The 24,067-nt window shown below is 38.7% G+C and carries 24 protein-coding genes and 6 pseudogenes; 15 read left to right on the top strand and 15 right to left on the bottom strand.

The annotated features are described in order from the left end of the window. The 6 genes from D2C78_00225 to D2C78_00200 all read left to right on the top strand — a co-directional run bounded on the left by D2C78_00225 (window position 1) and on the right by D2C78_00200 (window position 3,453). Window positions 1-222, top strand: coding sequence for a cytochrome c oxidase, cbb3-type, CcoQ subunit (locus D2C78_00225; GenBank protein QEF34568.1), 222 nt, complete (start codon window positions 1-3; stop codon window positions 220-222). 1 nt (window position 223) lies between these two features. Then, window positions 224-1,102, top strand: a complete 879-nt coding sequence (gene ccoP / locus D2C78_00220) for a cytochrome-c oxidase, cbb3-type subunit III (protein ID QEF34567.1) — start codon at window positions 224-226, stop codon at window positions 1,100-1,102. Between the two features lie 10 nt (window positions 1,103-1,112). Then, on the top strand, window positions 1,113-1,319 hold the full coding sequence (locus tag D2C78_00215; GenBank protein ID QEF34566.1) for a DUF4006 family protein: 207 nt from the start codon (window positions 1,113-1,115) through the stop codon (window positions 1,317-1,319). Between the two features lie 100 nt (window positions 1,320-1,419). Further along, complete coding sequence (locus tag D2C78_00210; protein ID QEF34565.1) at window positions 1,420-2,004, top strand: hypothetical protein; 585 nt, start codon at window positions 1,420-1,422, stop codon at window positions 2,002-2,004. Between the two features lie 11 nt (window positions 2,005-2,015). After that, window positions 2,016-2,597, top strand: a complete 582-nt coding sequence (locus tag D2C78_00205) for a hypothetical protein (protein ID QEF34564.1) — start codon at window positions 2,016-2,018, stop codon at window positions 2,595-2,597. An 88-nt stretch (window positions 2,598-2,685) separates the two neighbouring features. Next, window positions 2,686-3,453 carry a hypothetical protein gene (locus tag D2C78_00200; GenBank protein ID QEF34563.1) on the top strand — a complete coding sequence of 256 codons (768 nt, stop codon included), beginning with the start codon at window positions 2,686-2,688 and terminating at the stop codon, window positions 3,451-3,453. Here the strand turns inward: D2C78_00200 and D2C78_00195 are convergent. Next, window positions 3,450-4,313 carry a succinate--CoA ligase gene (locus D2C78_00195; protein ID QEF34562.1) on the bottom strand — a complete coding sequence of 288 codons (864 nt, stop codon included), beginning with the start codon at window positions 4,311-4,313 and terminating at the stop codon, window positions 3,450-3,452. The genes D2C78_00200 and D2C78_00195 overlap by 4 nt on opposite strands. A gap of 98 nt (window positions 4,314-4,411) precedes the next feature. Between D2C78_00195 and D2C78_00190 the strand changes: the two genes are divergently transcribed. The 6 genes and pseudogenes from D2C78_00190 to D2C78_00165 all read left to right on the top strand — a co-directional run bounded on the left by D2C78_00190 (window position 4,412) and on the right by D2C78_00165 (window position 9,096). Next, window positions 4,412-5,455 carry a DNA recombination/repair protein RecA gene (locus D2C78_00190; GenBank protein ID QEF34561.1) on the top strand — a complete coding sequence of 348 codons (1,044 nt, stop codon included), beginning with the start codon at window positions 4,412-4,414 and terminating at the stop codon, window positions 5,453-5,455. Between the two features lie 11 nt (window positions 5,456-5,466). Further along, window positions 5,467-6,746 (top strand): annotated as a pseudogene (gene eno, locus D2C78_00185) (phosphopyruvate hydratase). Further along, window positions 6,739-7,013, top strand: a pseudogene (locus tag D2C78_00180) (hypothetical protein). The pseudogenes eno and D2C78_00180 overlap by 8 nt, the downstream one beginning before the upstream one ends. Before the next feature lie 10 nt (window positions 7,014-7,023). Next, window positions 7,024-7,626, top strand: a complete 603-nt coding sequence (locus D2C78_00175; GenBank protein ID QEF34560.1) for an AMIN domain-containing protein — start codon at window positions 7,024-7,026, stop codon at window positions 7,624-7,626. Window positions 7,627-7,630: 4 nt separating this feature from the next. Beyond that, window positions 7,631-8,119: a shikimate kinase gene (locus D2C78_00170; GenBank protein ID QEF34559.1), complete on the top strand. Its 489-nt coding sequence runs from the start codon at window positions 7,631-7,633 to the stop codon at window positions 8,117-8,119. A gap of 21 nt (window positions 8,120-8,140) precedes the next feature. Next, window positions 8,141-9,096 (top strand): annotated as a pseudogene (locus D2C78_00165) (hypothetical protein). Here D2C78_00165 and D2C78_00160 read toward each other — a convergent pair. Further along, a complete protein-coding gene (locus D2C78_00160; protein ID QEF34558.1) occupies window positions 9,093-10,205 on the bottom strand; it encodes a glycosyltransferase family 8 protein in 1,113 nt (370 codons plus the stop codon). The pseudogene D2C78_00165 and the gene D2C78_00160 overlap by 4 nt on opposite strands. Window positions 10,206-10,354: 149 nt before the next feature. Here D2C78_00160 and D2C78_00155 point away from each other — a divergent pair, with 149 nt between their 5' ends. Further along, on the top strand, window positions 10,355-11,275 hold the full coding sequence (locus tag D2C78_00155; GenBank protein ID QEF34557.1) for a sel1 repeat family protein: 921 nt from the start codon (window positions 10,355-10,357) through the stop codon (window positions 11,273-11,275). 89 nt (window positions 11,276-11,364) lie between these two features. Next, a pseudogene (locus D2C78_00150) lies at window positions 11,365-11,546 on the top strand (hypothetical protein). Between the two features lie 481 nt (window positions 11,547-12,027). Here the strand turns inward: D2C78_00150 and D2C78_00145 are convergent. From D2C78_00145 to D2C78_00085, 13 genes and pseudogenes are all read right to left on the bottom strand, one after another. Beyond that, window positions 12,028-12,750, bottom strand: a complete 723-nt coding sequence (locus tag D2C78_00145; protein QEF34556.1) for a YebC/PmpR family DNA-binding transcriptional regulator — start codon at window positions 12,748-12,750, stop codon at window positions 12,028-12,030. Continuing rightward, entirely contained in the window at window positions 12,751-13,722 is a 972-nt protein-coding gene (locus D2C78_00140) for a porphobilinogen synthase (GenBank protein ID QEF34555.1), read from the bottom strand. Window positions 13,723-13,744: 22 nt separating this feature from the next. Then, window positions 13,745-15,074, bottom strand: a pseudogene (locus D2C78_00135) (sensor histidine kinase). 23 nt (window positions 15,075-15,097) lie between these two features. After that, on the bottom strand, window positions 15,098-15,775 hold the full coding sequence (locus D2C78_00130) for a DNA-binding response regulator (protein ID QEF34554.1): 678 nt from the start codon (window positions 15,773-15,775) through the stop codon (window positions 15,098-15,100). 235 nt (window positions 15,776-16,010) lie between these two features. After that, window positions 16,011-16,496, bottom strand: coding sequence for a hypothetical protein (locus D2C78_00125; GenBank protein QEF34553.1), 486 nt, complete (start codon window positions 16,494-16,496; stop codon window positions 16,011-16,013). Further along, a pseudogene (locus tag D2C78_00120) lies at window positions 16,475-16,737 on the bottom strand (tetratricopeptide repeat-containing protein). The gene D2C78_00125 and the pseudogene D2C78_00120 overlap by 22 nt, the downstream one beginning before the upstream one ends. A gap of 33 nt (window positions 16,738-16,770) precedes the next feature. After that, complete coding sequence (locus D2C78_00115; protein ID QEF35785.1) at window positions 16,771-18,051, bottom strand: U32 family peptidase; 1,281 nt, start codon at window positions 18,049-18,051, stop codon at window positions 16,771-16,773. Window positions 18,052-18,053: 2 nt separating this feature from the next. Beyond that, on the bottom strand, window positions 18,054-18,785 hold the full coding sequence (locus D2C78_00110; protein QEF34552.1) for a chemotaxis protein: 732 nt from the start codon (window positions 18,783-18,785) through the stop codon (window positions 18,054-18,056). Between the two features lie 69 nt (window positions 18,786-18,854). Beyond that, entirely contained in the window at window positions 18,855-19,946 is a 1,092-nt protein-coding gene (prfB, locus tag D2C78_00105) for a peptide chain release factor 2 (protein ID QEF34551.1), read from the bottom strand. 60 nt (window positions 19,947-20,006) lie between these two features. Continuing rightward, complete coding sequence (locus tag D2C78_00100) at window positions 20,007-21,182, bottom strand: molybdopterin molybdenumtransferase MoeA (protein QEF34550.1); 1,176 nt, start codon at window positions 21,180-21,182, stop codon at window positions 20,007-20,009. Between the two features lie 9 nt (window positions 21,183-21,191). Next, window positions 21,192-21,959 (bottom strand): flagellar type III secretion system protein FliR, encoded by a 768-nt coding sequence (gene fliR, locus D2C78_00095; GenBank protein ID QEF34549.1) that lies wholly within the window; start codon window positions 21,957-21,959, stop codon window positions 21,192-21,194. After that, window positions 21,953-22,729, bottom strand: coding sequence for a peptidase (locus D2C78_00090; protein QEF34548.1), 777 nt, complete (start codon window positions 22,727-22,729; stop codon window positions 21,953-21,955). The genes fliR and D2C78_00090 overlap by 7 nt, the downstream gene beginning before the upstream one ends. A 62-nt stretch (window positions 22,730-22,791) precedes the next feature. Beyond that, window positions 22,792-23,010: a hypothetical protein gene (locus tag D2C78_00085; protein QEF34547.1), complete on the bottom strand. Its 219-nt coding sequence runs from the start codon at window positions 23,008-23,010 to the stop codon at window positions 22,792-22,794. Window positions 23,011-23,158: 148 nt separating this feature from the next. Here D2C78_00085 and cbf2 point away from each other — a divergent pair, with 148 nt between their 5' ends. Next, on the top strand, window positions 23,159-24,058 hold the full coding sequence (gene cbf2, locus D2C78_00080; GenBank protein QEF34546.1) for a peptidylprolyl isomerase CBF2: 900 nt from the start codon (window positions 23,159-23,161) through the stop codon (window positions 24,056-24,058). Window positions 24,059-24,067: the final 9 nt, after the last annotated feature.

The following is a 24,067-nucleotide window of genomic DNA, read 5'->3' as shown; positions in this document are numbered from 1 at the left end:
ATGATGGATTTAGAAAGTTTGAGAGGTTTTGCGTATGCGTTTTTCACTATTCTTTTTACGCTCTTTTTGTACGCTTATATTTTTAGCATGTATAGAAAGCAAAAAAAGGGTGTCGTGGATTATGAGCGATACGGGTATTTAGCGTTAAATGATGCTTTAGAAGATGAGTTGATTGAACCACGCCATAAAGAAGTTCATGATAAGGGCATAAAGGAAAGTTGAAATGGATTTTTTAAACGACCATATAAATGTTTTTGGCTTGATTGCAGCGCTTGTGATTTTAGTTTTAACCATCTATGAATCCAGTTCGCTCATTAAAGAAATGCGCGACAGCAAATCCCAAGGTGAGCTTGTAGAAAATGGGCATTTGATTGATGGGATAGGGGAGTTTGCCAATAATGTGCCTGTAGGCTGGATCGCAAGCTTTATGTGCACGATTGTATGGGCTTTTTGGTATTTCTTCTTTGGGTATCCGCTGAATAGCTTTTCTCAAATCGGGCAATATAATGAAGAGGTTAAAGTGCACAACCAAAAATTTGAAGCCAAATGGAAGCATTTGGGTCAAAAGGAATTGGTGGATATGGGGCAAGGCATCTTTTTAGTCCATTGTTCGCAATGCCATGGCATCACCGCTGAAGGCTTGCATGGGAGTGCTCAAAATCTGGTGCGCTGGGGTAAAGAAGAGGGCATTATGGACACCATTAAGCATGGCTCTAAAGGCATGGATTATCTCGCTGGGGAAATGCCCGCTATGGAATTGGACGAAAAAGACGCTAAAGCGATCGCAAGCTATGTGATGGCAGAAATTTCTAGCGTTAAAAAAACCGAAAACCCTCAACTCATTGATAAGGGCAAGGAGCTGTTTGAAAGCATGGGTTGCACAGGCTGTCATGGCAATGATGGTAAGGGCTTGCAAGAAAATCAAGTGTTTGCGGCCGATTTGACCGCTTACGGCACAGAGAATTTTTTGAGAAATATCTTAACGCATGGCAAAAAGGGCAATATAGGGCATATGCCATCGTTCAAATATAAAAACTTTAGCGATTTGCAAGTTAAAGCGTTAGCCGAATTTATCCAATCGCTAAAACCCTTAGAAGATTAAAGGAAAAGAGATGAAATTTTTAAACGGATTAGCAGGGAATTTACTGATTGTGGTTATTTTATTGTGTGTGGCCGTTTTTTTTACGCTCAAAGCGATCCATATCCAAAAAGAGCAAGCCACCAATTATTACCGCTATAAGGATATTAACGCTTTAGAGGCAAAAAGCACCCAAAACCACGCTAATTATGAATTAGTCAATCAAGGGAGTAAAAAATGAAATTCACGACTTTAGAAAAAATCTTAGCCTTAATGGTAGTAGCGACCATTTTAATGACAATTGTTATTTCTTTTGTGCCTAACTTGTTTTTGTTTAGCACATGAGGATCTTATGGCTTGTAATAGCCTTTGTTTGTTGTTTGGGGGCTGATGATTATGTTTTTAATAATTCTAAGGGGCGTTTGGTAGAAAAAAGCGTTGTGTTTGTGGAGGGCGTTTCTAAAGAGCTTTATCTTAAAACAGGCGTGCGTTTTGCGATTGATATGACGGATTTTGAAAAAAATCCTATCGCTTTGGCGGATAAAAATAAACGCCAAAAGTATCAAGAGAGCTTTTTAAAGCAGCTCAAACCCCCTTTTGTGGTATTCTTTTTCTACCATGACGCTCAAAAAATAGAATTAGTGGCTAACCCTAAAGATTTGTTAGACACTGATAAAATCTTTTTTGAAAAAATAGCTCCCTTACTCCCCACAAACGCTAAAGAATACACGCCCCAAAGGATTTCAGCCATGCTCATTAACGGCTATTCGGTCGCAGTAGATTCTTTAGCGGAAAAATATCATGTGAATATCGTGCAGAATTTTAACGCTCCTAAGGGAGTAACTTTTGTAAAGGTGATCATTTATATTTTGTTATTGACGCTTTTGGGCGCGTTTTTGGGGCTTTATTTTTTTAAAAAATCTTAAGAGAGAAACCAATGAAAGAAAAAAACTTTTGGCCTTTAGGGATCATGAGCGTGCTTATTCTTGGGCTTGGGATCGTGGTGTTTTTGGTGGTGTTTGCCCTAAAAAATTCGCCTAAAAACGATTTAGTGTATTTCAAAGGGCATAACGAAGTGGATTTAAACTTTAACGCTATGCTTAAAACTTATGAAAATTTTAAGTCTAATTATCGTTTTTTAGTGGGTTTAAAACCCCTTATTAAAAGCCCTAAAACCCCCATTTTGCCCTATTTTTCTAAAGGCACGCATGGGGATAAAAAACTCCAAGAAAACCTTTTAAACAACGCTTTGATTTTGGAAAAATCCAACACGCTTTATGCGCAATTGCAACCGCTCAAACCCGCTTTAGATCCGCCAAACATTCAAGTGTATTTAGCGTTTTACCCCAGCCCATCACAGCCCAGATGGTTAGGAACGCTTGATTGTAGAAGCGCATGCGAGCCTTTAAAATTTGATTTGTTAGAGAGCGATAAAAGGGGGCGTTATAAGATCCTTTTTAAATTTGTTTTTAAAAATAAAGAAGAATTGATTTTGGAGCAACTGGCTTTTTTAAAGTAGCGCGTTTAAAAAATGCCTTTAGCGTTTTTATTAACACTCAATCATTAAAAAAGCCTGAATTTTCTATCCAAACGGGTATAATAAGGCTATGGGTTTTTTAAAAGTTTTTAAACATGATGCTTTGGGGCAATTAGGGAATGTTGTTGTGGGGAATTTTTTAATAACGCTCACTATTTTAGCGGTTTGTTTTTCCTCTCAAGGCGCTGAAGAAACGACCATGCTCACCCTAAGCTACACGCTCTTTTTTGTCTTGGGGGCGTTTTTACTGATTGCAATCAGTGTGGGAGCGATCAAAAACCTCAATGCGCTTTTTTCTAAAAGGGGGGTTTTAAGCTTTTCTTTACCTATTAGTTTAGAGTCTTTATTGCTCCCTAAGATCTTGCTCCCCATGGTGTTTTTTATCTTCAGTTTGTTCTGGTTTGTGGCGAGCGTGCGTTTGGGCTATTACCTTTTTAATGCGCAATCCAGCGTGCTGTTTATCTTGCACACCGCTTTAAAAACCTTTGCGTTAAAACCCACTAAAACTATAGGCGTTGCGCTGTTTTTAGGGCTTGTTTTAATGAAATTTTTATTTGTTTTGAGCGCTTTAAACGCTACTAGGATCAAAAAAGCGCGTTTTTTACTCGGAGGGCTGTTATTCATTTTGGTGGGGGTTGTTTTGGAATTAGCGTTCAATTCGTTATTGCCCTTAATGAGTTCTAGTTTAAGCATCAATGAGGGATTTTATTATTTCTTGCAACAACAAGAATTACAAGAAAAACAATACTATCTTTTATGGGGGGTGGATTTTTTAAAAATCCTTTTATTGTATGGGGTGATCCGTTACTTGCTTATGCATAAACTAGAATTGGATTAAGAAAAACGGTATTTTAAATATTCATCAGTGAGCAAGCAATCTTTAGTCTTTAACAAACTGGCATAAAACCCATGCTGATAGCCCAATTCAAAAAGCTTGTCTATGGCGAGAATTTGAACCTCACTTAAGCGCGTTGAAGTTTCATTCGCATACAAGCTTAAATAAGTTCGTAAGCGCTCTTTATTGACACGAATGAGCGAACGCTCTAACAGCATGCTAGAGAGCAAATTTTGGTGTTTTAAAGCGATTTCAACCGCTTTAATCAAAGCCTTTTTAATCAAAATCGCGCGATACAAAGGGATGGATCGCCTAATCGCCATGCCCCCTAAAGGCAGGGGTAAATCCACTTCAATGAGTTCTTTCCAAACATCCCACAATTCTTTTTCCACTTCTAATTCGTTATGAAAATCCAAGATACTCTCATGAATCAATACGCCCGCATGCACTTTTTCTTCCAAAACCGCTTTTTCAATGTCTAAAAAATTCATATAAGTGATGCGCGCATGTTTGTAATAGATCTTAAACAAGAGAGCGTTGGTGGTGTGCTCCCCACTTAATGCGACTCTAAAATCTTTTTTCAATTTCACGCCCTTTTTTTTCACTAATTTAGGCCCATAGCCATTCCCAAAACTTGTCGCTGTAGGGAGCAAAGCGTAATCGTTCGCAATTTTAGGGTATAGCCCAAAGCTTATCGCACTCACATCATAAGTGTTTTTTAGGGCTTCTTGGTTTAGGGTTTCAATATCCAGGGCAATGTTGTGGAATGTTTTATTTTTAATAGGGCAATCTATCCAGCCAAACTTAATCGCATAATACATGAAAATATCATCAGCATCAGGGCTATGAGCGACACTAATCAAAGTAAAATCCTTTTGTGATAGGGTAAGTCCTTTTATTATAATAGATTTTAGGCTAGGATTTGATAGAATAAACAAATCAAATTCAATAAGGTGATTTAATGGCAATAGATGAAGACAAACAAAAAGCGATTTCTTTAGCGATCAAACAAATTGATAAGGTTTTTGGTAAGGGGGCGTTGGTGCGCCTTGGGGATAAGCAAGTAGAAAAGATTGACGCTATTTCTACAGGCTCGTTAGGATTGGATCTGGCTTTAGGGATTGGGGGCGTTCCAAAGGGTAGGATCATTGAAATTTATGGGCCAGAGTCAAGCGGGAAGACCACTTTAAGCTTGCACATTATTGCAGAATGCCAAAAAAATGGTGGCGTGTGTGCATTCATTGACGCTGAACATGCCCTAGACGTGTATTATGCTAAGAGGTTGGGCGTGGATACGGAAAATCTACTCGTTTCCCAACCAAGCACAGGCGAAGAAGCTTTAGAGATTTTAGAAACGATCACCAGAAGCGGAGGGATTGATTTAGTGGTGGTGGATTCGGTGGCGGCCCTTACGCCTAAAGCAGAGATTGATGGGGATATGGGCGATCAGCATGTGGGCTTGCAAGCAAGGCTTATGAGCCATGCGTTAAGAAAAATCACCGGTGTTTTGCACAAAATGAACACTACTCTCATTTTCATCAATCAAATCAGGATGAAGATTGGCATGACGGGCTATGGGAGTCCAGAGACTACAACTGGGGGTAATGCCTTAAAATTCTATGCGAGCGTTAGGATTGATATTAGGAGAATTGCGGCTTTAAAACAAAACGAACAGCATATCGGTAATAGGGCTAAAGCCAAAGTGGTTAAAAATAAAGTCGCTCCGCCTTTTAGAGAAGCGGAATTTGACATCATGTTTGGGGAAGGGATTTCTAAAGAGGGCGAAATCATTGACTATGGCGTGAAATTAGACATTGTGGATAAGAGTGGGGCATGGCTTAGCTACCAAGATAAAAAGCTAGGGCAAGGCAGAGAAAACGCTAAAGCCTTACTGAAAGAAGACAAAGCCCTAGCGGATGAAATCACTCTTAAGATTAAAGAGAGCATCGGCTCTAATGAAGAGATCATGCCCTTACCCGATGAGCCTTTAGAAGAAATGGAATAAAAAGGATTTTGATGCTAACCATTAAAGATATTCATGCTTTAGAAGTGATGGATAGTAGGGGCAATCCTACCATTCAAGCCAGCGTGGTTTTGAGCGATAACACTAAGGCGAGCGCGATTGTGCCTAGCGGGGCGAGCACCGGTAAAAGAGAAGCGTTAGAGTTAAGGGATAATGACAAAACCCGTTTTTTGGGTAAAGGGGTTTTAAGGGCATGCGAGAATGTCAATAGTGTGATCAAACACCATTTAATAGGGCTTGAAGCGATTAATCAAGCCTTTGTGGATGAGAGGTTAAGGGCTTTGGATGGCACGCCTAATTACGCTAATTTAGGGGCGAACGCTGTTTTGGGCGTTTCTATGGCGTTAGCAAGGGCTAGCGCGAAGGCTTTAAATCTGCCATTATACCGCTATTTAGGGGGGCTAACGCTCTGACTTTGCCGGTGCCGATGCTCAATATCATCAACGGCGGATCGCATGCGAATAATTCCATAGACTTTCAAGAATACATGATCATGCCTTTAGGGTTTGAAAGCTTTAAAGAAGCCTTAAGAGCGAGCACAGAAGTCTATCACACGCTTAAAAAACTTTTAGATGAAAAGAATCAGCTCACAAGCGTGGGCGATGAGGGGGGTTTTGCGCCTAATTTTAACAACAATGTAGAACCCCTTGAAATCATTTCTCAAGCCATTGAAAAAGCCGGCTATAAATTAGGCGAAGAAATCGCACTCGCTTTAGATGTAGCGAGCAGTGAGTTAGTGGATGAACATTTCAATTACCATTTAAAGGGTGAAAATAAGATTCTAGATTCGCATGAATTAGTGGCTTATTACAAAGAATTGGTGGCAAAATACCCGATCGTGTCCATTGAAGATGGTTTGAGCGAAGACGATTGGGAGGGTTGGGCGTTTTTAAGCAAGGAATTAGGGCGTCAAATCCAGTTAGTGGGCGATGATTTGTTTGTAACGAACGCAAGCATTTTGCAAAAAGGCATTGAAAAAAACATTGCGAACGCCATTTTGATCAAACCCAATCAAATCGGCACCATTAGTGAAACTTTAGAAACCATAAGATTGGCCAAACACCATGCCTATCAATGCGTGATGAGCCATAGAAGCGGGGAGAGTGAAGACAGCTTTATCGCCGATTTTGCTGTCGCATTGAATACGGGAGAGATTAAAACCGGATCCACCGCAAGGAGTGAAAGGATCGCTAAATACAACCGCCTTTTAGAGATTGAGCATGAATTAAAAGGGGGGATTTATATCGGTAAAGAGTTGTTTAAGCATGGCTAGTGGCCTTTTTGAAAACGATGAAATCAAAGGCAACAAAGCACGAGATTTTTTTATAGCCATAGCTCCCTTATTGTCTTTTTCCTTTTACTGCTTGGGTTTGGGTATTATTTAGGGAAGTTGCTTTTTGGGGGTTCTTCTTTAGAGGTTTATTTGGATTTAAGAGACAAGCATGAACGATTGCAGCAAGAAATCACCGAATTGCAAAGCAAGAACGTGCGCTTGCAAAAGCGTTTGTTTGAATTGAGGGAATTACGGCCTAGAGATTAGATTTAAGGAAATGGCAGTGTTAAAAAAGATGATAGGTTTGGTGGCGGTTTTAAGCGTTTTATTAGCTAGAGACAACCCTTTTGAGCCTGAAATCAATTCCAAGAATTTGCAAGGGGGCTTTAATGGGATCTATGATAGCTATTTTAAAGAAATCCATGTGGATTTGCCCACGAGCGCTAGGATTTTAAAACAAATCACGCTCACTTACCAAGATATTGATGGCTCTATCCATTCTAAAGTCGTGGGTATTGATAAAAGCATTGATTGGCATTACCCCTTAAAACTCTCCCAACACACCCTTAATCAAGCCGCTTTTGAAAAACGCTACCAGATTCAAGATTTTGATTTTTTAATGGCAAACAACACGATGATTTTGCGCTCCCCTTATAAAATTTTGCGCTCTTTTGTGCTAGTCAATCCTTATAGAATCGTGTTAGACACGCAAAAAGGCCCGTTGGATATTTATCAAAACATGGATTTAAACCAGAAGTTTTTTTCTCACATTAAAGTCGGTACGCACAAAGATTATTACCGCATCACGCTCATTTTAGACGGGAAATACCGCTATCTTTTGGAAGAAAAAAACGGGGCGTATGAATTAAAATTGAAATAAAAGCATGCAGCATTTAGTCTTAATCGGTTTTATGGGGAGCGGTAAAAGCTCCTTAGCGCAAGAATTGGGGTTGGCTTTGAAATTAGAAGTGTTGGATACGGATATGATCATTAGCGAGAGGGTGGGCTTGAGCGTGAGAGGGATTTTTGAAGAGCTTGGCGAAGACAATTTCAGGATGTTTGAAAAAAATTTGATTGATGAATTAAAAACGCTCAAAACCCCCCATATTATTTCTACCGGTGGGGGCATTGTGATGCATGATAACCTTAAGGGTTTAGGCACAACTTTTTATCTCAAAATAGATTTTGAGACCTTGATTAAGCGTTTGAATCAAAAAGAAAGGGAAAAACGCCCCCTTTTGAATGATCTCACTCAAGCCAAAGAGCTTTTTGAAAAACGCCAAGCTCTCTATGAAAAAAACGCCTCTTTTATCGTTGATGCAAGGGGTGGTTTAAATAATTCTTTAAAACAAGTGCTACAATTCATCGCATAAATTTTTTTTAAAGGCCTTTTGATGTTAAGTAGAGACATTGTCCAATATTCCAAGATCCGCACCGAGCTATACGCTTATCTTACCTATTTGTTTTCGCACAATATCCGCAACCACCTCCCTGAAATCACTTTGGATTATTTAAACAAACAGATCAAAAAAATGCATGCTGAAATCAAAATGGCAAAAAATTTTTTGTGTTAGACGCTAAGGGCATGCTAATTCTTAAGCCAAGCCAGCTTAAAGAGCAGGGGCATAAGGAAGGGATATTAGAGCATGATTTAACAGAAGGGGTTGAATTAGAATCGCATGTCAGTTTTAGTGATAAATATTATTTTTATCAAGCCGTGAGTGAAAAGCGTTGCATTTTAACAGACCCCTATCCTTCTAAAAAAGGAAACCATTTGGTGGTGAGCGCGTCTTACCCGGTGTATGATCAAAATAATGATCTAGCGTTTGTGGTGTGCTTGCAAATCCCTTTGAGGGTGGCGATTGAAATCAGCTCGCCTTCAAAGTATTTCAGAACCTTTAGCGAAGGGAGCATGGTCATGTATTTTATGATTTCTATCATGCTCACTTTGGTGTCGTTGCTTTTATTTGTGAAATGCATTTCTAGCTTTTGGACAGCGATTGTCAATTTTAGCAGTTTTGACATTAAAGAAGTGTTCCACCCTATCGTGCTTTTAACCCTAGCCTTAGCCACCTTTGATTTGGTCAAGGCGATTTTTGAAGAAGAAGTGTTGGGTAAAAATAGCGGGGATAACCACCATGCGATCCATCGCACGATGATCAGGTTTTTAGGCTCTATCATTATCGCATTAGCCATTGAAGCGTTAATGCTCGTGTTTAAATTCAGCGTGAGCGAACCGGATAAAATCACTTATGCGGTGTATTTGGCTGTTGGCGTGGCGGTGCTTTTGATCAGTTTGGCGATTTATGTTAAATTCGCCTATAGCGTGTTGCCCAAACGAGAACGCTAAGAGTTAAAAAATTTTTCTTTTAAGCGTTTGAAAATCCTATTCAATCTAAAAAAGACATATTCTAAAAGGGTTTTTGGGTTGAGTAGGGGGGCAAGAAATTCAAAGGTTTTTTGTTTGTCTTTAAGGCTTAAACATTCTGTCATTTGTTTAAGGAATTTCACGGAATATTCAGCATAAAAAGGGGTTTTTAAAAGAATCTCATGCCATTCTTTAGAATATAAAGCAGTGGGTGAAATCCAAGGTTTTCCTACAAAATAAAAATGCAGCATGACGATTTCTTTTTTGTCAGGGATGAAGCGTTTTTGATTGGCCATGAAAGGGTGGGTGTTATAAATATAGGGTAAGATTAAAACTTTTTGATAGCATGCGAGCGTTAAAAGATCCTGTTCAGGGTAAAACACGCATTGGCCTTTTTGATGGGCTAAATCCAATAAGCGTTCTTCTAAATGATCAGCACGCCACAGCTTTGAATTTACGATTAAAAACCCGGCGTTATAATTGCTTTCATAGATGATTTGCATATCGCTTTCATTAAGGTAATGCTCATAAAGGGAAAAGGCTTGACGAGGGTCTTTTTCTCGCGCTATTTGAAAATGTTTAGGGCTTTTATCGGAAGCAAAATCTTTAGCCGCTCCAAAATAATAACCATCTAGCGGGATAAAAAAACTTCCGCTCACATCGTTTAAAAACAAAGTGTCCGCATCAAACATGATGATTTTGTCGTATTGCGGGAATAAAGAAGCCAAAAACAAGCGGCACATGACCATTTTAGAAAAGCGCGTTTTAGCGTAAATATTGAGTTGCAAAAAAGCTTCATTGATTTTATCCATCGCAGAGGGTTCTATTGAAGAAAGATTGGGGGTTGAAATGTCTAAAAATTCTAGGCTCATAAAAGCGCTAAAGGGGGCTAGAGTCTCTTTTAATTTGCGCTGGTTTTCAAAGCTCAAGTTATCCACCAGGCAGTGGATTTTATAAAAAAGTTTTTCACTATCATTTTGTGATTGAGGATTTTCTACTTTAGCACAAGCTAGCATGGAATACAAGCTCACGCCAGCTGGGATCACATAGTTGTTGTCAAAAGCGATGACAATAGGAATAATAATACTCATTTTAAGTTGTTTTCCTAAAACAGGTTTTTAATTAAATTTAATCCAAAGTTGAATTTATTTTTTGAATATTATACTATAATAACCAATTAGATTGGGGTTTTACTGATTTTTCTTTGTGTGAGCTTTGGCTTAGTTTTGTAAGGAATGAGATGATAAAGAGTTGGACTAAAAAATGGGTTTTTATTTGGTTGGTGGTGGCGGGCTGTTTCAGTCATTTGATGGCTACAACCGGTGAGACATATTTTAAAATGGCTACTCAAGCCTTTAAGAGAGGGGATTACCATAAAGCGGTGGCTTTTTATAAGAGGAGCTGTAATTTAAGGGTGGGGGTGAGTTGCACGAGTTTGGGCTCTATGTATGAAGATGGCGATAGCGTGGATCAGAATATTCCAAAAGCCGTTTTTTATTACAGAAGAGGGTGCAATTTGAGGAATCATTTGGCTTGCGCGAGTTTAGGCTCTATGTATGAAGATGGCGATGGCGTTCAAAAAAACCTTCCAAAGGCTCTCTATTATTATAGGAGAGGGTGCCACTTAAAGGGTGGGGTGAGTTGCGGTAGTTTAGGTTTTATGTATTTTAATGGCACGGGCGTTAAGCAAAATTATGCCAAAGCCCTTTCTCTTTCTAAATACGCTTGCAGTTTGAATTATGGTATTAGTTGTAACTTTACAGGGTATATGTATAGGAACGCAAAAGGCGTGGAGAAGGATTTGAAAAAAGCCCTTACGAATTTTAAAAGAGGGTGCCATTTAAAAGACGGAGCGAGCTGTGTGAGTTTAGGCTATATGTATGAAGCCGGTCTTTATGTCAGACAAAATGAAGAGCAGGCCTTGAATCTTTATAAAAAGGGGTGTTCTTTAAAAGAAGGGAGCGGTTGTCATAATGTGGCGGTGATGTATTACACGGGTAAGGGCACTCCAAAGGATTTGGATAAAGCCATTTCGTATTATAAGAAAGGTTGCACTTTAGGCTTTAGCGGTAGTTGTAAAGTGTTAGAAGAAGTGATTGGCAAGAATTCTGATAATTTGCAAGATGACGCGCAAAACGACACGCAAGATGATACGCAATAAGCCAGAGTTTAGGGGCTATGATTAATCTTATAGAAATCTTTCCGCTTTCGCGCTATCAAATGGGGATTAAGTGCCTCTATTGGTGGGTATTGAGATTAAAAATCCACAAATCTAGGGTTTGGATTCGCTCTTATATTGATAATAAAAACACTCAAAGGCGTTTTAAAACAAATATAAAAGAGCTTACAAGCGATAATTTTTTAAAGCGCTCGGATTTAATGGAGTTAAAGGGGGCGTTATTTCAAAATCCCCTATCCGCTTTAAAAAATAACTTACAAAATAAAAATTAACTATAAAAAGCTTAAAAACAAGTTTTTTAAAAAAGAATATTGAAAAAGCTATTCATATTTGATCAAAACAAAAACCTTTATTCAATCAAAATAAGGTTAAAATCCAATAAAAATGAGTTTTATAAATCTTTATAGGATTTTACAAGCTTATAGCAACAAAACTTTTTGTCGGTTTTCATTGGCGAAGCGCCCAAACGCTAAAGACGATTGGGCTTCCTGATGTTGGGGGAGAGTTTCTCGCTCTGTGTCCCTAAGGGATTTTACAGAGTTTGAGCCTCAACGCATCCCCTACAGCTTTCACGCATCATATCTTATAAAGGCGTAACTTTGTGCGCTTCCTGCGCTAGATGCAAATGCATGGAGGTGTTATACTAAAATTAGCGGCATTCATCCCAAACGCTAAAGATGTTTAGGATTTCTTGCTTGGGTGGTTTTAAAAAATACTTTGAGCCTTTTTGCATTTCACTCAATATTCGTATAAAGCGCGACCACATCATCATCGTCTTCAATCCTGTCTAGTAATTTTTCGGTAAGCTCCATTTGTTCGTCATTCAATTCAATGGGCGTTGTAGCGATGCGTTGCAAACTCGCTTTTAAAATGGGCAACCTCAAGCTTTCAAACCCCTCATTTAAGAGCTTGAAGCTGTTATAATCCCCCCTAATAATAATCTTTTCTTCCACTTCTTCTAATTCTTCCAAGCCATAATCAATGAGAGCGAATTCCAAATCTTCTAGGCTGAGTTTTAAATTTTCCACTTCACTTTTCAAGCATTCAAACACGCTTTTTCGGTTAAACATAAACTCTAAAGAGCCATTAGGCACGATGCTCGCCCCTTGCGTTTTATTGAAATAGCTTTTAAGGTTAGCAATGGTTCTAGTGGGGTTATCAGTCATGCATTCCATAATGATTAGCACGCCAAAATTCGCCTTACCCTCATAAGTGATTTCACTCAAATTCCCCTCTTTACTGCTCGCTCTTTTAATCGCTGCATCAATATTGTCTTTAGGCATGTTTTGCGCTTTAGCGTTTAAAATCGCCGTTCGTAGTTTGGCGTTCGTGTCCGGCTCGCTCCCGCCCTCTTTTGCCGCTAGAGTGATCGCTTTGGCGAGCTTGGGGAAAACCTTACTCATCTTATCCCATCGTTTTTCTTTAGCCGCTCTTCTGTATTCAAACGCTCGTCCCATTCAATTCCTTTGTAATAAGTTAGCCACTTCTTTAGCATGATAGCTAATAATCATATCCGCTCCCGCTCTTTTAAAACAAGTCATCGTTTCTAATAAAACGCTTTCATAGTTGATCAGGTTGTGTTTTTGAGCGAGTTTGAGCATGGCGTATTCCCCGCTCACATTATAGAGCGCTAAAGGGAGCAAAGTGTGATCTCTGATTTCTTTAACAATATCCAAATACGCCAAAGCCGGTTTCACCATTAAAATATCCGCACCCTGTTTTTCATCTTCTAAACTTTCTAAAAGCGCTTCTTTTTTATTAGCGTAATCCATTTGATAGCTTTTGCGATCGCCAAAACTCGGCGCAGAGTTTGCCGCATCTCTAAAAGGCCCATAGTAATTGCTCGCAAATTTGGTGGAATAGCTCATGATGGGCGTGTGGGTATAGCCGGCGTTATCTAGCGTTTTTCTCAAGCTCAAAACATTCCCATCCATCATGTTGCTTGGGGCTAGAATATCCACGCCGCTTTCAGCCAAAATAAGCCCTTGAAGATTTAAAATCTCTAGCGTTTTATCGTTAGACACAGAATCGTTTTCTAAAATCCCGCAATGCCCATGGTCGGTGTATTCACAAAAACACAAATCCGCTATAACGATCAAATCCTTGAATCGTTTTTTAATTTCTCTCGTAGCTTTTGCGACAATGTGATCCTTATTTAACGCATGGCTTCCTGTAGCGTCCTTATGTTTAGGAATGCCAAACAATAAAACGGCTTTGACGCCTAAACCCACTAATTCTTCGCATTCTTTTAAAAGAGGCTCCATGCTCATTTGATAAACGCCAGGCATGGAACTGATTTCATTTTTAATATAACTATCGCTTTCTATGACAAATAAGGGAGCGATGAAATCATCAGTATTTAGACGCGTTTCTCTCACCATCGCCCTTAAATTTTCGCTGCTTCGTAATCTTCTCAATCGTTTGAACATGTTCTCTCTTTATTGTTTTTCTTTAACCCCACAATTGGCTTTTTCTGTCCCCTCCATTGCGCTCACCTCTCTCAAATTTTCGGGGGGGGGGGGTAGCTCTTCATCATCTTCTTCTAAATCGTAAAAACTATTAAAAACGCAATCATGGATAGTGAAACAAATTCTTCCATTGCTGTAATGATAGCTCAAATTCAATCCCATAGCCTCTAAAGCGTTTTTAATGATATACATGCCTAACCCAAAACCATGGGCTTGGCTGGGGTTAGAAGATTTAAAGTAGGGTTGCAAATATTTTTCAAAATCTTCTTTTAAAGGTTTGCTTTTATTGGACACCACCAAATCATTGCCGATGAAATCCAAAAACACCTGTTTGTCATCGCTGTATTTGATCGCATTATCTACCATGTTTTTTAACGCTATAGAAAACAATTCAAAGTCCGCTTCAATGATGTAATTTGAAGAGGATACATGGATAGGGCTTTTTTTATCCTCATCAATTAAAAGCATTTTTTCAATCTTGTCTATCAAATCGCTCATTAAAAATTTTTCTTTATTGCTCCCATAGTTTTTGGAAGCGAGCTGCTCAATGCGGGCAAATTGCTCAATCAGCGTGTTTAGGTGATCAAAAATGGAAATGAAGCGTTTTTGTGGCAATTCTTCTTTGAGTATAGAGCTTAATATCTTGCCCTTAGTGATAGGGGTGCGCAATTCATGCATGATAGAGCGCAAAAATAAAACCCGAGATTCATTCATCGCATTGATTTTTGGATGCAATTGTCAAATTCGTTAGCCAGATCCCCTATTTCATCTTTTTGCTTGCTTTTACAACTCACGCTTTTGTCCCCTTGAGCGAAGCGTTTCACTTGAGATCTTAACTCTCTTAAGGGCAACAAGCTCTGCAAAACAAATAAAAAGAGGAACAAAATCAACAATAAACCCACCGTAATCGCTAAGAAATAATTCCTATAAGAAACCGAATGCAAATCTTTATAAAGCACAAAATGCTCATCTTTTTTTAAAAGGATAAAAACCATATCGCTGAATTTGAACACTTCCGCATACCCAATATTCCTATGGTGCAACTGGTGGCGTCTTTTGGTTAAAACCTTTTCTAAATTTTCTATCGTGGTTTCTCTAAAACCGATTTTATAGAGATAATCTTCTATGGCTCTATAATCAGGGTAGTTATTTAAAATTTCATTGATAGTGGTAACAAACTGGTAATGGCGCATTTCGTTTTGATAGTTTTCGTGACTGATTTGAGAAGACACGAAATAATAAGCGAACGCTCCAAAACTAAAGAGCGTTATCATAAACAAAGCGACAACCTTAAAAAAGATAGAGAAACGCAAAATCCCTTAACTCCTTATTAGAATCAGTATTCTAATTTATAACCAATCCCTCTAACAGAGATGATGTATTGCGGTTGCTTAGGATTTTTTTCAATCTTAGATCGCAAACGGCCAATGATCACGTCAATGCTTTTATTAGAGCTTTCAGGGTTGATGCTCTCGCTCTCAATCGCAATGCTTTCACGGCTAAACACATAACCTTTTTTGCTAATGAGAAGCGAAAGGATTTCATATTCAGCCCTAGTTAAGTCTAGCTTTTTTTCATGCATATACACTTCTCGGCTATCCTTATCTACCCTAAAGATATTCGCATCGCCTGGCTCACTCACTTCTTCTTTTTTATGAGAACGCCTGAGTAAGGATTGGATGCGAGCTAGTAATTCTTTAGGATCATAGGGTTTAGGGAGGTAATCATCAGCCCCATAATCTAGCGCTTTAATCTTATCTTCCACATCGCTTCTTGCTGAAGAAATAATAATAGGGATATGTTTTTGTTTGGAGATGCGCTTACACACTTCAAGCCCGTCTAAATTAGGCAAAGTTAAATCCAACAACAACAAATCATAATTTTGTGTGTTAGCCGCACTAAGACCGGTATATGGCTCATCGTAATTGGTTACATGAATGCCATGTTGGAGCAAAAACTCGCTCAAAAACTCGGCTAGTTCTATATCATCTTCTATCATTAAAACTTCTATCATACTTCAATTAACTCCTTCAATGATTTTTACAACTTTAAAAACGATTAACTCTGTTAATGTTTTAAGGGACTAATTCTAGCATTTTATTACTAAAGATACCTTAAAGATGTCTTAAAAATAAAAATTCAAAACATTATCATAGTTATTAATGGAAATTTAAGGCTTTGTTTTCATGGAATATTGAAAATTAAAGCCTTATTTTTTAATGTTTTTAAAAAATTCCTTTGCTCATTTTTCACTCTGTGTTTTCTCGCTCCAAAGATTCCAACCGTTTTTCAAGCACGCTCAATTGGTATTGCAAGAAACGCACCACTAAATCCAAACGCTTCAGTGCGTCTTTTTCTTCTAAAGCTTGCATGCCTTTCAATAACACTAAGGTCCTCTCTAGTAAATTTTTTAAAAAAACCCTCTCGTTTGAAATTGGCACTTGCTTAGGGGTTTGTGGCGTGATTTCTTCTATAATGATTTCTTGTGCTTCTTCTTTTTCTTCTGTATTTTCTTCTGTGATTTTTTCTTGCGTTTCTATTTTAGCAGCGTTTTTTGGCTCTAAAGGGGTGTTAGCATTTTTAGGGTCTGGGGTGTTTTGCAAATGAGAGGGCGTTTTGAAAAAAGAGAGCGTTTTTTGCGCCGTATTAAAACCATCATCAATGGTTTTAGCCATTTTTTCAATTTCATTAAGGGTTTCTGAAATAATGTTTTTCAATTCCATTCTACCAGCCATTGTTCTAAATTCTCAACGCTCAAAAAATCCCCTTTGATAAAATTTAAATAGTGCCGCTCTAACAATGCATCGTGTTTGAAAGGAGCGCCATTTTTTTGGATTTTTTCCAAACGCTTCATTTGTTTTAACGCCTCTGCATGGTCAGGGGTTTTTTTAAAATATTAGTATAAATTTGCAACGCTTCTTCAAAAAACCCTTGTTCTTCATAAATACGAGCGAGCGTGATAGTTTCTAATGGCATGCGTTTCTCTTAATCGTTTGTAATCCCTAATCTCTAAATGCCATTTTTAGACTCTACTTGGGTGCGTAAAAAACTAAAAGCCGGTAAGGGTGCGGGCAGTCGCACTAAATTCACGTTCCCGCTATGGATAGTTTCTAACTCGGTGTTATTTTCTAAAAGGATTTTATACAGCACTAAATAAGAGCGTTTTTCAAAGGTGTAAATCTTGCCAATTTCATTGACTATGGGCGTGATAGCCGCATTTTTGGGGGCGATGATTTCATAAGCGGTGTTAGTGGTAGTGGTGAATTTGCATGCAAAAAAACGCCCGTCTTCAGTTATTTCGCCATTGACTTGAAAATCCCCTTCGCTAATGGCTGTTTGGTGGTTTTGAGTGTCTAGCCTTTCAAAAGGCCTTCGCATCAAATAGCCGTCCGTAAAACCCCTGTTTTTAAGCGTGTTCAATTCGCTAGCATAAAAACTCGGTTTTAAGGTGTTATGGTAAAAATCATCAACCGCTAAACGATAGATGCGTGTGGTTTGCGCGGCGTAATAACTGGACTTGGTGCGCCCTTCAATCTTGAGCGCGCTAATGGCGTTGGAGCTTAAAATTTCAGCGATATGGCCAGAGAGGTTCAAATCTTTAGCGTTAAAAATATGCGTGCCTACGCCCTCTTCTTCAACTAATCGCATCATCACGCCGTTATCAGGGTTTTTCACGTAATACTCATAATCAAACCGGCAATCATTCGCGCAACTCCCTCTATTAGGCACGCGCCCCTTTTGTAAGGCCGAAATCAAGCAGCGCCCTGAAAAGGCAAAGCACATGCTCCCATGCACAAAGATTTCTAATTCTAAATCGGGTAAGGCTTTTTTAATTTCAATCGCATCATTCAAGCTCAATTCCCTAGCGCACACAATGCGTTTAACCCCTAGATCATAAAACACTTGCGCATCCAGCAAATTCAAGACATTCGCTTGCGTGGATAAATGGATAGGGATATGCGGGGCGATTTTTAAAGCGAGCTTGATGACACCAGGCGCAGCGATAATAAAAGCGTCTGGCTCTAATTCTGCCATTTTATCAATATGTTCTTCTAAAAGTTTGAGCTGTGAATTGAAAGGGAAACCATTGATGGTCGCATAGACTTTTTTATTCAAGGCATGGGCGTAGTCAATCCCTTCTTTAAAGGTCTCTAAAGTAAATTCCTTGCTGGCGCGATTGCGTAAAGAAAAATGGCTCACCCCCCCATAAACCGCATCAGCCCCATAGTTGAGAGCGATTTTAAGTTTTTTTAAATTACCGGCTGGAGAGAGTAATTCAACTTGATTCAAAATCACTTGGCTCCAAAAGAAGCGATCAAGGCTTCAATATCGTCCGCACTGGCTAAATCTTTATCGTCATCGCCGGTGATAAAAGTCGCTGAACTCACGCGCTTAGAATCATCAATTTTGCCTTCAAAAAGCGAATTCATGTATTGGCTGAGCGCTCGCATGACATTGACCACTCGTTCAATTTTTTGGCGGTGGATGTCTTGAAACTGCATAATATCCATCGCTTGCATGGAGCTATCAGAGCAATTAGCGGCTTCTTCTTCAATGCTTTTAAGGGCGTTTAGGATTTCTTGTTGCTCATTGAGCGCGGTTTTAAAAGATTCAACATGGGGGAAATGCGCATGCAAATTGTCAAAAATTTCTTGGTGTTTTTGCAAAGGTTCTTGGATTTTTTTAACCATTTTAGCGATTTTTTCAGCACTAGCCCCGATCAAATCCAATTGATCAAAAATTTGCGTGGCTTTCACTTCAGAATCTCTTGTAACATCATCTAATTGATGCACGACTTTATGCTCTTCAGTGGGGGGAGGAGGAGGCCATTCATTAGGGCTAATCTTGCCGTATTTTTCAGCGTCTTCTTTTTTGACGGTCATTTTTTGGCTAGAGCTTTCTTTGGATTCTTTAACCTCTTCTTTCTCTTTAGTTGGCTCTTTAGCCTCTTCTTTAGCCTCTAAGGCTTCCAAATTTTCCAAATCGCCACCATTCACCAAAGCGTCTAATTCTTCTTGTGTCATTGTTGTTCCTTGCCAATTGGTTTTAAAAAGCGTTTTTAACTATAATTCCTAGCCGTCATTTTAGCGCACTTAAGCTTTAGCAATCAAAACGCCCTCTAAAATCGCATCAATATCGCCGTCTAAAATCGCTTCCACATTGCTATAAGCAATATTGGAGCGCGCGTCTTTGACTTGCTGGTAGGGGGCTAGGACATAGCTTCTTATTTGATGCCCCCAACCGATCTCGCTTTTTTCTTCATTTTTGGCGCTGCTTTGCTGCTTTTCTAATTCCAATTCATAAAGCTTGGATTTAAGCATTTTTAACGCGCTCGCTTTGTTTTTATGCTGGCTCCTGTCGTTTTGGCATTGCACCACAATGCCGGTAGGGAAATGCGTGATCCTAACCGCACTTTCTGTTTTATTGACATGCTGACCGCCTGCCCCACTGGCTCTATAATAATCATAACGGACATCTTTTTCATCAATTTCTATATCAATATCATCGTCCAATTCAGGGCTAATTTGCACGCTCGCAAAACTCGTGTGCCGTTTGGCGTTCGCATCAAAGGGCGAAATCCTTACAAGCCTATGCACCCCGTTTTCATTTTTCAAATAGCCATAAGCGTTTTCGCCCTTAATGATAAAGGCGACCCCTTTAATGCCCGCTTCTTCGCCATCTTGATAATCTAAAATCTCGCTTTTAAAGCCCCTTCTTTCCGCCCACCTCAAATACATGCGATACAAAATGCTCGCCCAATCCTGACTTTCAGTCCCCCCCGCTCCAGGCTGAATGGTGATAATAGCGTTTGAAGCGTCGTTTTCACCGCTTAGCATGATTTCAATTTCCACTTTTTGCACGCTGTGTTCTAAAATGGGAGCCTCTTCATAGAGCAAGGATAAAGTAACCTCATCGTTATCGTTTTGAGCGAGTTCAAACAATTCCACGCTTTCATCTAAAGAATTTTTCGTTTTTTGATAGGTTTCTAGCAAGCGGTTCAAGCGCACTTTTTCTTTATTGGTGTCTCTAGCTTTTAAGACATCTTGCCAAAAATTAGGGTCTTCTTGCTCTTTTTCAATGCGTTCTAATTCTTGCTTGATCTTTTCAGGCTTGATGATTAAGGCGATATTATCGCATTTGTTTTGCAAGCTTTTTAACAATTCGCTATAGGTGTAGTTATCCACAAACAGAACCTTTATGAGTGGGGTTTTAAACTCATCATTATAGCATTGTTAAAAGCCATTTTAATTTTCAAACCTTAAAATTTCAATTTCGCCCTGAACTAATCCCACTCCTTCATCAATTAGAGCGATAGAATCCACTTGCGCAAGGGCTTGAATCGCTCCTGATTCATAGCGGTTGTTGTTGTAAGGAATGAATTGGTGGTTTGAATAGTTGCCTAAAATCAAATGCGTGCGTTTGTCTTTAAGCTTTAAGGGGGCATTGATTTGAGCCTTAAAGGGTTTTAATTTAAAATCTTTATTCAAGGATAAGCGCTCCAATAAGGGTAGAATCAAAACTCGTAAGACCAGTAAGCAACTTAAAGGATTACCCGGTAAGCCTATAATAATGCTTTGATTGAGTTGGGCTAAAGTTACCGGTTTTCCAGGTTTGAGATTGACTTTTTCGTAATAAAAAAGGGCGTTTTTTTCTTTCAAGGCGTCTTTAAAAAAGTCTTTATCCCCTACGCTCACCCCCGCGCTTGAAAGGATGACATCATAGTCTTGCAATTCAAGTATTTTAAGCTGTAAATTTTTATCATCTTTTAAAACCCCTAGAAAATGCGTGTTGTAGTTTTTAAGCATGTTAAAAACACCCACTGAATTCACATCATAAACCTGGCATTCTAGGGCGTTTTGCCCTAAAGGCACTAATTCATCGCCGCTGCTAAAGAGAGCGATTTTTAATTTTCTAAACGCTTTGATTTCTTTGAACCCTTGAGAGGCAATGAGCGCGATATGCCCATAATTCAAACGGGTATTTTTAGGGACTAACACGCTGTTTAAAGAAGCGTTTTCGCCCTTTTGACGGATATTAGCGTGAATTTTAAAATCTTTAGGAGCTAGGGCGAAATTTGTATGGCTTTCTAGCATGCATTCTATGGGAACGATCGTTTCTATTCCCTTTGGCACCATCGCTCCAGTCATGATTTTAACGCATTCATTTTCTTTGACTTCTAAAGCGCTCACATCATCTCCGGCAAAGATGTGTTGAACGATTTGAGTTTTTTGGCCCAAATCTTGCATTTTAAACCCATAGCCGTCCATAGCGCTTTGATTGAATTTAGGCAAAGTGTGAACGCAAATAATATCCTCTGCTAAAATGCGCCCTGCGCTTTCAAACAAAGAGACAACTTCTACTTCTAAGGGTTTTAGGGGAATGTTAGAATGGATTTTTAGAGCCTCTTTAAAACTAATCATGTTCATCCTTTAAAAGATTTTACTAATAACGCTAAAGGCCAGGCTGATTTCATCTTTAAAACGCCCCATGATAGCCGAAGCGATTAAAATAATGCCCACAAACCCAATCGCAATTTTAACCGGAAATCCGATAGCGAGCAGGTTGAATTGAGGGTGGGTTTTCATGATCATGCCAAAAATAATATCGCTCAATAACACCAAGCATAAAATAGGGAACGCCATAGAAAACCCTATGACAAACAAGTGCGAAAAGGCTTTGACAATGTTTTTAGCTAATTCTGGCTCAAAGACAAATCGCCCTAAAGGGACGGCTTTTAAGCTGTGATCCACAAATAAAATGATTTGATGGTGGAACGATAAATCCAATAAAATTAAAATCGCTAACAATAAAAGGGCTTGCCCCACGATGGGTTTTTGCGATCCTGAAATGGGATCATAAGCACTCGCCATGGTAAGCCCCATAGAAAAGCTAATGCTGTCAGTGGCAAACACCAAGCTCGCAAAGACGATCTGTAAAAAGACAGACGCGCACACCCCTAAAAACAGCTCGCATAAACAAGCGATGATAAAACCCTCTGGCGTGTAAGTGGCGTTTGAAAACTCTAAAGTGGGGTAAAAAATCGCGCTCACATACAAACTCAAAGCCCCACGTACCGATAAAGGCACTAAATGGTTTTCAAAAAAAGGGAAAAAAGATAACACCCCACTAACCCTTAAAAACAACAAGAAAAAATCCCCAACATGGGGGGTGCTAAGCTCTTGGAGGAAATCTAGCATTCTTTTTCTTTAAGGATAAAAAAGTAGTGCGTTAGCATTAGGGTTTGTAATAAAGTAGCAAAAAAATTAAAAAAAGGGATTAAGGAAAAAAGATAGCAAAAAAACGAGAAACGATAGTGCTTTAATCGGTGCTGTTTGAGTAAATTTTGATAGCTTTGATGATTAAAAATCATGCTGGCTATATCCAAACTCATGGTGTTTTTGAAAAAAAGGAAATGCACGATTATAGAAAAAAAGACCCCAAAGACCCCTATAAAGGGAATGAAATAAAGGGGCGTTAAAACCGCTAAGAATATAAGCATAAAAGCGAGCGCTTTTAAAAAATACTTAATAGAAAAAAGGATAGAGCCAAATTCTTCTAAAACAACATGAGGATAATATTTTTGGTGCAAATAAGAAACCACCAAAGGGGTGTAAAAAACAGACGCAAAAATATTGATGACTAAACTCAAAAGAATCGCAATCCAAAAAATAAGAAAATACACTAACGCTTTAAAAACCCATGCGAACATGCCAGCAAAAAAGCCTTGAGAATGGGAATAGTCATTCAAAGATTGCGGTAATAAGGTTTGGCAATAACCCACAATATTTGCGCCATTGTAGTAAAAAACAGCTCCAAAAAACGCCAAACTCAAAAGGATAGGGCCAAGATTGATTAAAAGCATTCTAGCACTTAAAAAATCATTAAAGCTTTTTTTAAGGATAGATAAAGACAAAACCATAACTTGAAATCCTTCTTCACTCACTTTGCTAGGGTAATTTAAGCGCAAAGTCCCTTAATCTTACATAGCAAGCTTATCAATATGAGATTGACTAAAGGTATAGAAATTACTTAATATGGAATAACATGCAGTAATAAATACATTATGGGGTAAAACAATACCATCAGTATCCAAGGACACAAAACGATTACAACGGCAATGGTAAATATAATATTCATTATTGTCTTATGAAATTTTGAATCTTCTTTAACATTCTTTTTCTTTCCAAAAAGAATAAAACTAACACCAAAAAAGATAATAAATATTATTACAACATCTGAGGCGAACACTTTTTACCCACTTTGAATGGAATGAACAACTTTAAGCATTTCTTACCCCTCAATGTGAGTTTTCTATAATCATGATAGCTGATTTTGTTTTAAATTTGCTATAATGTGAATTTAATGATGAAAATTAGTTTAAAGTGGAGAACACACAATGAAAAAAAATATCTTGAATTTAGCGTTAGTGGGTGCGTTGAGCGCGTCGTTTTTGATGGCCAAGCCGGCTCATAATGCGAATAACGCTATGCATAACACGAAAGAAACGACCGATGCTTCAGCAGGCGTGTTAGCGACAGTGGATGGCAGACCCATCACCAAAAGCGATTTTGATATGATTAAGCAACGAAATCCTAATTTTGATTTTGACAAGCTTAAAGAGAAAGAAAAAGAAGCCTTGATTGAGCAAGCTATCCGCACCGCGCTTGTAGAAAATGAAGCTAAGGCAGAAAAGCTTAATCAGACTCCAGAATTTAAAGCGATGATGGAAGCGGTTAAAAAACAGGCTTTAGTGGAATTTTGGGCTAAAAAACAGGCTGAAGAAGTGAAAAAAATCCAAATCCCAGAAAAAGAAATGCAGGATTTTTACAACGCCAATAAAGATCAGCTTTTTGTCAAGCAAGAAGCCCACGCTAGGCATATTTTAGTGAAAACCGAAGATGAAGCTAAACGGATTATTTCTGAGATTGACAAACAGCCAAAGACCAAAAAAGAAGCCAAATTCATTGAGTTAGCCAATCGTGATACGATTGATCCTAACAGTAAGAACGCGCAAAATGGCGGTGATTTAGGGAAATTCCAGAAAAACCAAATGGCTCCGGATTTTTCTAAAGCCGCTTTCGCTCTAACTCCTGGGAATTACACTAAAACCCCTGTTAAAACAGAGTTTGGTTATCATATTATCTATTTGATTTCTAAAGATAGCCCTGTAACTTATACTTATGAGCAAGCTAAACCCACCATTAAGGGGATGTTACAAGAAAAGCTTTTCCAAGAACGCATGAATCAACGAATCGAGGAACTAAGAAAGCATGCTAAAATTGTTATCAACAAGTAATTGATGAGG

Origin of the sequence: Helicobacter pylori (assembly GCA_008032935.1) — a bacterium.
GTDB lineage: Bacteria > Campylobacterota > Campylobacteria > Campylobacterales > Helicobacteraceae > Helicobacter > Helicobacter pylori_CX.
The sequence above is the reverse complement of the archived record's forward strand: the minus strand, read 5'-3'. Positions and strand labels throughout refer to the sequence as shown.